At 59.1% G+C, this 10,428-nt stretch carries 9 protein-coding genes; 5 read left to right on the top strand and 4 right to left on the bottom strand.

Annotation, left to right across the window (positions count from 1 at the left end):
• Positions 1-58: 58 nt before the first annotated feature.
• From HX846_RS12950 to yaaA, 4 genes are all read right to left on the bottom strand, one after another.
• Positions 59-1,228, bottom strand: a complete 1,170-nt coding sequence (locus HX846_RS12950) for an alginate biosynthesis protein Alg44 (protein ID WP_003216292.1) — start codon at positions 1,226-1,228, stop codon at positions 59-61.
• Positions 1,229-1,264: 36 nt separating this feature from the next.
• On the bottom strand, positions 1,265-2,746 hold the full coding sequence (gene alg8 / locus HX846_RS12945; protein ID WP_178965514.1) for a mannuronan synthase: 1,482 nt from the start codon (positions 2,744-2,746) through the stop codon (positions 1,265-1,267).
• 84 nt (positions 2,747-2,830) lie between these two features.
• Entirely contained in the window at positions 2,831-4,147 is a 1,317-nt protein-coding gene (locus HX846_RS12940) for a nucleotide sugar dehydrogenase (RefSeq protein ID WP_003216295.1), read from the bottom strand.
• Between the two features lie 868 nt (positions 4,148-5,015).
• The gene (gene yaaA, locus HX846_RS12935; RefSeq protein ID WP_008435666.1) at positions 5,016-5,795 is read right to left on the bottom strand and encodes a peroxide stress protein YaaA; all 780 of its coding nucleotides are present in this window, start codon (positions 5,793-5,795) and stop codon (positions 5,016-5,018) included.
• A gap of 294 nt (positions 5,796-6,089) precedes the next feature.
• On the opposite strand from yaaA, the gene HX846_RS12930 reads away from it, so the two are divergent.
• The 5 genes from HX846_RS12930 to moaE all read left to right on the top strand — a co-directional run bounded on the left by HX846_RS12930 (position 6,090) and on the right by moaE (position 10,287).
• The gene (locus HX846_RS12930; protein ID WP_178965513.1) at positions 6,090-7,214 is read left to right on the top strand and encodes a polysaccharide deacetylase family protein; all 1,125 of its coding nucleotides are present in this window, start codon (positions 6,090-6,092) and stop codon (positions 7,212-7,214) included.
• A gap of 349 nt (positions 7,215-7,563) precedes the next feature.
• The gene (locus HX846_RS12925) at positions 7,564-8,958 is read left to right on the top strand and encodes a PhoH family protein (RefSeq protein ID WP_008435664.1); all 1,395 of its coding nucleotides are present in this window, start codon (positions 7,564-7,566) and stop codon (positions 8,956-8,958) included.
• A 164-nt stretch (positions 8,959-9,122) separates the two neighbouring features.
• Complete coding sequence (gene moaC, locus HX846_RS12920; protein WP_178965512.1) at positions 9,123-9,596, top strand: cyclic pyranopterin monophosphate synthase MoaC; 474 nt, start codon at positions 9,123-9,125, stop codon at positions 9,594-9,596.
• Complete coding sequence (moaD, locus tag HX846_RS12915; protein ID WP_003216306.1) at positions 9,593-9,835, top strand: molybdopterin converting factor subunit 1; 243 nt, start codon at positions 9,593-9,595, stop codon at positions 9,833-9,835. Before moaC ends, moaD begins: the two co-directional genes overlap by 4 nt.
• Positions 9,836-9,837: 2 nt before the next feature.
• Entirely contained in the window at positions 9,838-10,287 is a 450-nt protein-coding gene (gene moaE, locus HX846_RS12910; RefSeq protein WP_178965511.1) for a molybdopterin synthase catalytic subunit MoaE, read from the top strand.
• Positions 10,288-10,428: the final 141 nt, after the last annotated feature.

Genomic DNA, 10,428 nt, shown 5'->3' with positions numbered 1-10,428 from the left:
CCCGCTCCCACAGGGATTGCGGTGTTTTTGAGAGAGTCATCACAGGCATGTCCTCTGCTTACAGACCGTTGGCCATGGCTTTGTCGATCAGCCAGTTCAGGGACGGGCCGCGATCGCTGGTCACTTCAACTGGGCGACCGGCGTAGGTGCTGTCCAGCGGGGCGTCGGGTTTGATCTGCACGCGGATGTCGGAGGACATTTCGCTGCTGTTCAGGCTGGTGCTGCTGACGATGGTGCCGGTGCGTACCTGCTCTTCATCCGCTACCTGGAAGTTCACGCGGGTGCCCGGGCGAACGTCGGCAAACTGGCGATAGGAGAAACGTGCATCAACGTTGGCCTGGCTGCCGCGTGGCACCAGTTGGAAGATCACGTCGCCCTTGCTGGCGTACTGACCGTCGGCGACCAGTTGCTGGGCCACGACGCAGTCGCACGGGGAGGTGAGGGTGCCGGTCATTTGCTTGCCGAACAGCTCTTCGACCTTGGCCGGTTGCAGCTGGTCTTCGTCCAGATGGCCCTTGAGTACGTCGAGCATGCTGGTGCTGAAGGTTGCCAATGGCGCGCCTTTGGCGGCGACCGCATCGCCTTTGATCAGGCTTTGCACGGTGCCATCGCGGGGCATGGTCACGTTCATCCCGGGCACGCTCACCAGGCCGGAGGTGGCGTGGCTGACGAAGTACATGCCGTACACCGATTTGACCACGAAGCCGAATGCCGCCAGGCCCACCACGAAGATCCCGAGGCTGAACGTCACCGCCCGCAGGCGGCCACCGACGCTCATGTTGCTGCCGCCGTCCTTGACCTTGCGCGCCTTGGTGAAGTTGTCGCGTTGCAGGGTTGCCAGCACGTCACCCATGGTCACGATGTCACCGGCCAGGTGCGAGGTGATCAGGTGGCGCAGGGTGGAGATGTCTTGTGCATCGAGGTTCTGGAACTGGCAACCGGTGCGGCCGGTCTGGCGGTCGTAGGAGCGAATCTGCAGCTCGACGTCCATCGCCAGGCCCAGGTTGTCGATCACGAATTGCAAGCGACCCTTGTGCACATCGCCGACTTTCAGCGGCTGCTGCGGGGCGTTGAAGGCCAGGCCGCCGGCGGACAGGTCGATCACCCGCACTTCCATCGGTGTTTGATCGGCGCCGAAGAAGCGCAGCTTGGCCGGGATTTTGACCCGGGCGTGTTGGCGCTGGGCTTCGGATTCGTGGACAACGTTGGCGTTTACTGGGCTATTCATGGTGTTTAGTTCCTAGTTAATTCAGGCTTGGCAGGGTCAAACCATCATCAGCAACACGGCGACGAAAATGCTGCCGGCGGAGAAGGTCATGGTCCGAGACGACCAGGTGTTGAACCAACGTTGAAAGCTGGCCAAATCGCGGGTCAGTTTGGTGTCCTGGCGGGTCCAGGACTGTTGATCAAGGCGGAAGAACACGTAGATCTTCACCAGCGCGCCCATGATCTGGTTGTAATAGAGAATCACCGGGTAAGCCGGGCCGATCTTGTGGCCGGAGCACGACAGCAGCAGGGTCAGAATCAGGCGGGTGATGCCGATCCACAGCAGGTAGGCGAGGATGAACGCGCCGCCGTATTTGAAGGTGGCGATGATCGCCACGGTCAGCCCCAGCAGAGAGGTCCACATCGACACGCGTTGATCAAACAGCACGATGCTGGTGAACAGGCCCAGGCGACGCATACCCAGGCCCAGGGCACGTGAGTTCTGGCGCAGGTTGTTGCCGTACCAGCGGAACATCAGTTTGCGGCTGGCCTTGATAAAGCTCTTTTCCGGCGGGTGTTCCACGGTGTGGATCGCGGCGTCCGGTACGTAGAAAGTGTCGTAGCCCAGGCGCATCAGGCTGAACCAGCTGGACTTGTCGTCACCGGTCAAAAACTTGAAGCGGCCCAGGCGCCAGTGTTGCAGCGAGTCGCTTTCCACATCGGCAATGAAGCCCGGGTCGGTGACCACGTTGGCGCGGAACACCGACATGCGGCCGGTCATGGTCAGCACGCGTTTGGACAGGGCCATGGAGCACATGTTGATGTGGCGCTGGGCGAAGCGCAGCTTGTGCCACTCGCTCATGATGTAGCCGCCGCGCACTTCGCAGAACTCGTTGGTGGTCAGGCCGCCGACATTGCCGAACAGCTGGAACCACGGCACGGTCTTGCGCACTACGCCCTCGGCGAGCACGGTGTCGCCATCGATCACGGCCACTACGGCACGGTCGTCCGGCAGGTGGCGGGAGATGGCGCGAAAACCGAAAGCCAGGCCGTCACGCTTGCCGGTACCGGCGATGCGCACGAAGTCCAGCTTGACGTGGTCGGGCGGGTTCATCCTGGCCCACAGGCTCTTGACCAGCAGCTCATCGGACATTTCCACCAGGGAGCAGACCACGGTGGTAGGGAAGCCACATTCGATGGCCTCGCGGATCACCGAGCTGTAGACCTGGGCCGTGGTCAGCGCGTCGATCCGAAAGCTGGTAACCATCAGGAATACGTGGGACGGGTCTGCTGCCTTGCCCAGCTTGCGCACTTTGCGCCGCAGGTGCGGGTAGACCACGTACAGGAACAGCATGCCGCGAAAGAAATGCGTAGCACCCATCGAGTAGCGCCAGATACCGACGGCGCCAATCAGGAAAATAAAATTCTTCGACTCTGAGTCGAACGTACTCGCCGGCAACAGCAGGGCGAGTCCCATCAGCAGGCTCAGGAAAAACAGCCAGGCGGCAGATTGGAGGAGTACGTGTTTTAACTTGGACATAGGCGTCATTCCGCAGGTGAAGGAGGCTTCAAGCAGCAAGCGCCGGGGATCAGGACGCTTGCCGCTTGAAACTTGCCGTTGCTGTTACCAGCAAATGCCTTCGGTACGGCCGCTCACGCTGGTGGCCTTGGACATGAAGCCCACCAGGTCGACCACTTGCTTGCCGTGGGGTGCGTTGTGCGCCAGGGCACGGAACTTCTCATCGCGGTTGCCCAGGATGATCACGTCGGAGTTGTTGATCACTTCGTCGAAGTCCGAGTTGAGCAGGGACGACACGTGAGGAATCTTGCCTTCGATGTAGTCCTTGTTGGCGCCGTGCACGCGAGCGTATTCGACGTTGCTGTCGTAGATGCTCAGGTCGAAACCCTTGCCGATCAGCATCTCTGCCAGTTCCACCAGCGGGCTTTCGCGCAGGTCATCGGTGCCGGCCTTGAAGCTCAGGCCCAGCAGGGCGACTTTGCGTTTGTCGTGGCTGGAAACGATGTCGAAAGCGTTTTGCACCTGGGACTCGTTGCTGCGCATCAGCGAGTTGAGCAGCGGCGCATCCACGTCCAGAGAGCCTGCGCGGTATGTCAGGGCGCGCACGTCCTTGGGCAGGCAGGAACCGCCGAAGGCAAAGCCCGGGCGCATGTAGTACTGGGACAGGTTGAGGGTCTTGTCCTGGCAGACCACTTCCATCACTTCGCGACCGTCGACACCTACCGCCTTGGCGATGTTGCCGATCTCGTTGGCGAAGGTCACTTTGGTCGCATGCCAGACGTTGCAGGTGTACTTGATCATCTCGGCGACGGCGATGTCCTTGCGGATGATCGGCGCGTCGAGTTCTTCGTACAGCGACTGCAGAACATCGCCGGAAGCGGTGTCGAATTCACCGATGACGGTCATCGGCGGGAGGTCGTAGTCGGCGATGGCGGTGCTTTCACGCAGGAACTCAGGGTTTACGGCGACGCCGAAGTCGACGCCGGCTTTCTTGCCCGAGCAGTCTTCGAGAATCGGAATCACCACATTGGCCACGGTACCTGGCAGTACGGTGCTGCGGACCACGATGGTGTGACGGGAGGTCTTGTCACGCAGGACAAAACCGATCTCGCGGCACACCGATTCGATGTAGTTGAGTTCCAGGTCGCCGTTCTTCTTGCTCGGCGTGCCGACGCAAATCATCGACAGGTCGGTATCACGGATTGCCTCGGCGAAATTGGTGGTGCCGCGCAGTCGGCCGGTTTGAACGCCCTGGCTTAACAGCTCGCCCAGACCCGGTTCAACGATGGGGGATTTACCCGCGTTGATCAGGTCGATCTTTTCCTTGGAGATGTCTACGCCAACGACCTCATGGCCCCGTGCAGACAGGCAACCGGCACATACCGCGCCGACGTAACCCAAACCAAATATGCTGATGCGCATCGCATTTACCTCATTGTTAATCGTGCCACTAGATGGCCGGAGTTCATGTTTTGAAGCGTCACCCAGGCACTGGGAAGTGCGACGAATAAACGTCGGTATATCCAGTGCAGGCATACTAAAAGTCGAGTGACTAACTAATGCACTCAAGTTGTGCGCAACTTGGCCTTATTGTTGGGGCTTGCCCTGAAATGCAGCCAGCCTTCCTGGGGAAGGGCCTGGCGCCAGTGCCGCAAGGCGTTGACAGGGGCTTTGAGCCCTTATATATCAACGGCTTGGGTTGTCTCACTGACCCATACAGGTGAGCTCAGCCTTGGCCTTGTCGGAGAAAGTAGTGAAACCTTTGCGTCCGCCTTCAACTAATCAGTTGATGATTTGACCATTGAGTCAAAGTTATATGACAACTTTGCTACTTCCCTTGGTCGCCACGTAAGTCATCTCTTACATCTTCAGAGATAATCGTTACCGGTGGTATGAGCGGTGCTTTAGGACATAGTTCCTGTCCACTCATCCTGTTTCCGGAAATTTCTTGAAATATTAGGAAAGATGGCACTAGTACTATTCTGATAGCACTTGCTATTTAGGCCAGTAGTTGCGGGGAGTTGCGAGGGGTAAATAGTTTTGTGCCACTACTGTTTTAAAAAAGTGGTGCCACTACGAAAAAAATTGACGAATGTCGAGTGAAATAAATGTTAGGGAATCTGAAGAATTATTTTTGACGCCAAATAAATGACGAATTCGGAATTGGAATGCAAACAAAATGTGGGAGCGGGCTTGCTCGCGAAAGCGGCGTGTCAGGCAATAAAGGCATCGACTGAACCACCGTTTTCGCGAGCAAGCCCGCTCCCACATTTGGATCTTCGTTGTCAGGTTATTCCGGGGCGTGATCCCGCAGGAACACCAGGTTATCCGGCTTCGACTGCTCCGCATTGAAGCGATAACCCTGCACGTCAAACTCCTTGAGTCGGGCCGGGTCGTTGATGCGTTCTTCAATCACAAAGCGGCTCATCATGCCCCGGGCCTTCTTGGCGTAGAAGCTGATGATCTTGTACTGGCCGTTTTTCAGGTCCTTGAACTCGGTGTTGATGATTCGCGCATTCAATGCCGGGCGTTTGACTGCCGAGAAGTACTCGTTGGACGCGAGGTTGAGCAGCACGTCATCGCCTTGTTCGGCCAGGGCTTCGTTGAGCCACTCGCTGATGCGGGTGCCCCAGAAAGCGTACAGGTCCTTGCCACGGGCGTTGGGCAGTTTGGTGCCCATTTCGAGGCGGTACGGCATCATCAGGTCCAGCGGCCGCAGCAGGCCGTACAGGCCGGAGAGCATGCGCAGGTGGTCCTGGGCGTAGGTGAAGTCGGCGTCCTTGAGGGTTTCGGCGTTGAGGCCGGTGTAGACGTCGCCCTTGAATGCCAGCAGGGCTTGTTTGGCGTTGGCGGGGGTGAAGGCGGGGGTCCAGCTGCCGAAGCGTGCGGCGTTGAGGCCGCCGATTTTGTCGGAGACGTGCATCAGTTCGCTGATTTGCGCCGGGCTGAGTTCGCGCAGTTGTTCGATCAGCTCCTGGGAGTGGTCGAGGTATTGCGGCTGGGTGAAGCGCGGGGTGACCGGCTTTGACTCGAAATCGAGGGTTTTGGCGGGGGAAATCACCGTCAGCATGAAGTCGTCTCCTTTAATCGTGGGGGGATTCTAGGGGGTAGGGCGGTTTGACTCCACCTATGATGGTGATAGATAGCTGTGCGGTCGTTGGGGGGCATATCCGTTTCTGCGGTTACGGCGGCTTATGGTTTCGCTCTTACAGCGAGTCACTTTGCAAAAGCGTTCAAAAGTGAGCCGCTGTAAGAGCGGAACCGATACAAGCCATCACTCAAATAACGCATATACACACCAACCCAATAGCGCCCCCACACGATCGGCTATAGTGCCCGACGACTCTGGAAAGGGAGACCCTTCGTGCGAATTGCGCTTTTACTGTCAGCCTGGCTCATCTGCCTGGGCGCCCAAGCCGCCCCCGTGGATGTCGCAACCCTGGATCGCGGCACCTGGCCCGAACGCCTCAGCAGCCCCGCCCTGTTCGACGTCGCCTCACGCGCAGAAATCCTGATGTTCGCCCACACCCTGCTCGCCAGCGAATCCCTCGACGAGCCCGCCCTCAAGCAGCGCCTGGGCCTGAAGATCATCAACCAGGCCTCGATCGACGACCTGCGCCGCCAACTCTGGCAACGGCTACTGGAAAACTACACCTTCGCCCAACAAAGCTGCGAACAGGACGCCTCCTTCTGCTACCTGGTGGAAAACATGGACGACCTGCGCGAACAAGCCGCCAAATTCGAAGTCAGCGACAACTCCTTCTATATAGGCTGGGCCGGCCCCAGCCGCGCATTCCACGAACGCTACCTCGATGAAGAATTGCGCAAGGCCGCCCTGTTCCCCCAGATCAGCAGCGAAATCGCGCGCTTCGGCGATCACGAACGCAACGGCGACGAACTCAACGACCGGATGTTCCTGCTGACCTTCGACAGCGGCCCGTCCCCCGTCAGCGGCAATACCGACTGGCTCACCGACTACCTGCGCAAACAGAAAATGCACGGCCTCTTCTTCGTGCTCGGCAACAGCCTGCAAACCCGCGTCGAGAAAAGCTCGGCCACCGATGTGCAGGCGCTGTACCAGGGCCAGTGCGTCGGCATCCAGGGCTGGCAGTACCGCTCCCATAGCCACTGGGTCGACTGGCAGTCGTCCATCACCCGCAGCGCCTCCCTGGCGCAAAATCTGATGCCGGAAAACTACCTGCCGCTGTTCCGCCCGCCGTACGGTCAGCGCCGGTCCGACAGCCAGGGATTTTTCCAGTCACAAGGGCTGCAAGTGGCCTTGTGGGACATCGACTCGGAAGACGAACCCGGCAAGCTCAAGGCTGATGAGTCGGCGAACCGCGTGCTCACACTGATGCTGTTGTGGCGGCGCGGGGTGATCGTCTTCCACGACACCCAGGACAAGGCGCGCATCGCTTTACCCTGGCTTTTACACGCCACGGCAGAAAGTGGACTCGGCTGGCAGGATTGCCGCGAAGCGTTTCGCTGAAAAAGCACGAAAAGCCCGGCCCTGTTGGGGCTGAGGTTTTTCAGGGGGGAATTTGGGAGGTATTTCGATACAGGCGGACTTCCGACTTTAACGGTGCAATGCCGGCGCGCCTAGTGCTATTCGTCATCCTGAAAAATAAACTTCAAAAAAGCGTCAAAGTGCTTTTTCCTGTCATGTGTTTTGCGGTATTACGAAGACAGACAGCCGAAACCTGCAACACAGGTGGCGTCTTCCAAGACACCTCTTGTGTGCACCGCACTTGACGCCCCTCAAGTGCGTTCGACGGTCGAATCGAGGCGCAGCACTGTCGCGGTATTGCGTCGACTGGCTCCCACAAAGGTGACCGAGTATGGATGATCATGGACGTAACCCTTCTTCCGACCAGCCAATCCTTTATGTGCTTGATACCAATGTACTGATTCACGATCCAAACGCACTGCTCAACTTCGAAGAACACCACGTCGCCATCCCGATGATCGTGCTTGAGGAGCTCGACAAACTCAAAAGCGGGCACCACAGCGTTGCCGCCGAATGCCGCCAGGCCATCCGCCTGATCGACAAGACCCTCGGCGAAGCCTCCCCCGACGATGTCGAGGTGGGCGTACCGATCCAGCGTGGCAAAGGCGGGCCCAAGGGCTTGCTGTCGATTCTGATGAACAAGCGCAGCGAGCCCAACAGCTTGCTGCCGGAGAATCTGAACGACAACAAAATCATCAACCAATTGATCGACCTGCACGCACGCGACAAGGACCTGCGCCTGGTGCTGGTGACCAAAGACATCAATATGCGCCTCAAGGCACGAGCGTGTGGGATCGCTGCCGAGGACTACAGTACCGACCAACTGGTTGACGACGTGTCAATGCTGTCTCGTGGTTATCACACCATGACCGGCTCGTTCTGGGATCGCGTCAGCAAGGTCGAAACCCGTCAGGACCATGGCCGCACCTGGCACCAGGTACAGCTGATCGACAACCTGCCGGCTGTGCACATCAACGAATTCATCATCGACGAACAGGGTTTTGTGGGCTGGATCAAAGAGATCCAGGTCGACAAGCTGCTGATCCTCGACCTGCATCAGGAACCCCTGTTGCACCAGGAAGCCTGGGGCCTGAAACCGCGTGATATCTACCAGAGCCTGGCGCTGTATGCCTTGCTTGATCCGGACATCCACCTGGTCAACCTGACCGGCGCCGCAGGTTCGGGGAAAACCATCCTCGCCCTGGCCGCCGCCATCGAACAGACCATGGTTACCAAACGCTATCGCCGCATCATCGCCACCCGCAGCGTGCAGGGCCTGGACCAGGAAATCGGCTTCCTGCCCGGCACCGAAGCGGAAAAAATGGAGCCGTGGCTGGGGGCGATCACCGACAACCTCGAAGCCTTGCACATGGATGACGAAAACACCCATGGCAGCGTCGATTACATCCTCAGCAAAGTGCCGTTGCAGTTCAAATCCCTCAACTACATTCGAGGTCGCAGCTTCCAGCAGAGCCTGATTTTGATCGATGAATGCCAGAACCTCACGCCGCACCAGATGAAAACCATCATCACCCGTGCCGGCGCCGGTTCCAAAGTGGTGTGCCTGGGCAACCTGGCACAGATCGACACCCCTTACCTGTCCGCGACCAGCTCCGGGCTGACTTACCTGACGGAACGCTTCAAGGACTTCCCGAACGGCGTGCACATCGCCTTGCAAGGTGTCCCTCGTTCGATTCTGGCCGAATACGCCGAATCTCACCTGTAACCACGGTCAATGTGGGAGCTGGCTTGCCTGCGATAGCATCACCTCGATGTAACTGACATACCGAGGTGCCTGCATCGCGGGCAAGCCCGACTCCCACAAAAGCCAGCTCCCACATTTGATCGGCGTTGGGTTTACAATCGGAGCTCCTGATCAGGAGTATCCCTGTGCTGACTCATCTCGATTCCCAAGGTCGCGCCCACATGGTCGACGTCACTGAAAAAGCCGTGACGTTCCGTGAAGCCGTGGCCGAAGCGCGGGTGCGCATGTTGCCCGAGACCCTGAAAATGATTGTCGACGGCGCCCACCCCAAGGGCGACGTGTTTGCCGTGGCCCGTATCGCCGGGATCCAGGCCGCAAAAAAAACCAGTGATCTCATTCCCCTGTGCCACCCGTTGATGCTCACCGGGGTCAAGGTTGAACTCAGAGCCGATGGCCTGGACGCGGTGCACATCATCGCGCGCTGCAAACTCTCCGGCCAGACGGGCGTGGAGATGGAAGCGCTGACCGCGGCCAGTGTTGCCGCCCTGACGATCTACGACATGTGCAAGGCCGTGGACCGTGGCATGACCATCGAAACCATTCGGCTGCTGGAGAAACTCGGCGGCAAGAGCGGGCATTTCAAGGCGGACCAGGCATGAGCATCAACGTACTGTTTTTTGCGCGCTACAGCGAAGCGATTGGCCTGGACTCCCTGGAGATGGAAGGTGACTTCGCGACGGTCGACGCTGTACGCCAGGCATTGGCCGGTGACCCGGAATTCGCAGTGCTCAATGAGGCCAGCCTGATGTGCGCTCGTAACCAGGAACTGTGCGACCTTGAAGAGCCGCTGCAAGCTGGCGACGAAGTGGCATTCTTCCCGCCCGTGACCGGAGGCTGACCATGGCGATTCGGGTGCAGGCCGAGGCGTTTGATCCCGGCGCCGAGGTCAATGCGATGCATGCGGCCAATGTGGGCGTAGGCGCGGTGGTGAGTTTTGTCGGCTATGTGCGCGACTTCAATGATGGCCTGGATGTGGCAGGGATGTTCCTCGAACACTACCCGGGCATGACTGAAAAGGCCCTCGGCAAAATCGCCGTGGAGGCCGAGCAACGCTGGCCGCTGCTCAAGCTGGAAGTGTTGCATCGCATTGGCGCCCTGGAGTCGGGTGAGCCGATCGTGTTTGTTGCGGCGGCCAGTGCCCATCGTCAGGCCGCGTTCGATGCCTGCGCCTTTGTGATGGACTACCTGAAGACGCGCGCTCCGTTCTGGAAGAAGGAAAACACCAGCGAAGGGCCACGCTGGGTGGAAGGGCGCGACAGCGATCACGCAGCCGCTGACCGCTGGAAATAACGTGTGGCGAGGGGCTTGCTGTGGCGAGGGAGCTCCCTCCCCACAGCAAGCTCCCCCGCCACACAGGTCAGGTCGAGGTTTGCAGCCGGTGGGGCGACAGCATCGCTTCGGTCAACCCGAACGCCGCCAATGCATCCGGCA

The organism is Pseudomonas sp. K5002, assembly GCF_013386655.1.
In the GTDB taxonomy this organism is placed as follows: Bacteria; Pseudomonadota; Gammaproteobacteria; order Pseudomonadales; family Pseudomonadaceae; genus Aquipseudomonas.
Note: the sequence above shows the minus strand (reverse complement) of the source record. Positions and strands in the feature narration are given on the sequence as shown.

Bases quoted from the DNA above. Each gene is read 5' to 3' on its own strand.
- HX846_RS12950 (WP_003216292.1), bottom strand. From the start codon at position 1,228: ATGAATAGCCCAGTAAACGCCAACGTTGTCCACGAATCCGAAGCCCAG.
- alg8 (WP_178965514.1), bottom strand. From the start codon at position 2,746: ATGTCCAAGTTAAAACACGTACTCCTCCAATCTGCCGCCTGGCTGTTT.
- HX846_RS12940 (WP_003216295.1), bottom strand. From the start codon at position 4,147: ATGCGCATCAGCATATTTGGTTTGGGTTACGTCGGCGCGGTATGTGCC.
- yaaA (WP_008435666.1), bottom strand. From the start codon at position 5,795: ATGCTGACGGTGATTTCCCCCGCCAAAACCCTCGATTTCGAGTCAAAG.
- HX846_RS12925 (WP_008435664.1), top strand. From the start codon at position 7,564: ATGGATGATCATGGACGTAACCCTTCTTCCGACCAGCCAATCCTTTAT.
- moaD (WP_003216306.1), top strand. From the start codon at position 9,593: ATGAGCATCAACGTACTGTTTTTTGCGCGCTACAGCGAAGCGATTGGC.
- moaE (WP_178965511.1), top strand. From the start codon at position 9,838: ATGGCGATTCGGGTGCAGGCCGAGGCGTTTGATCCCGGCGCCGAGGTC.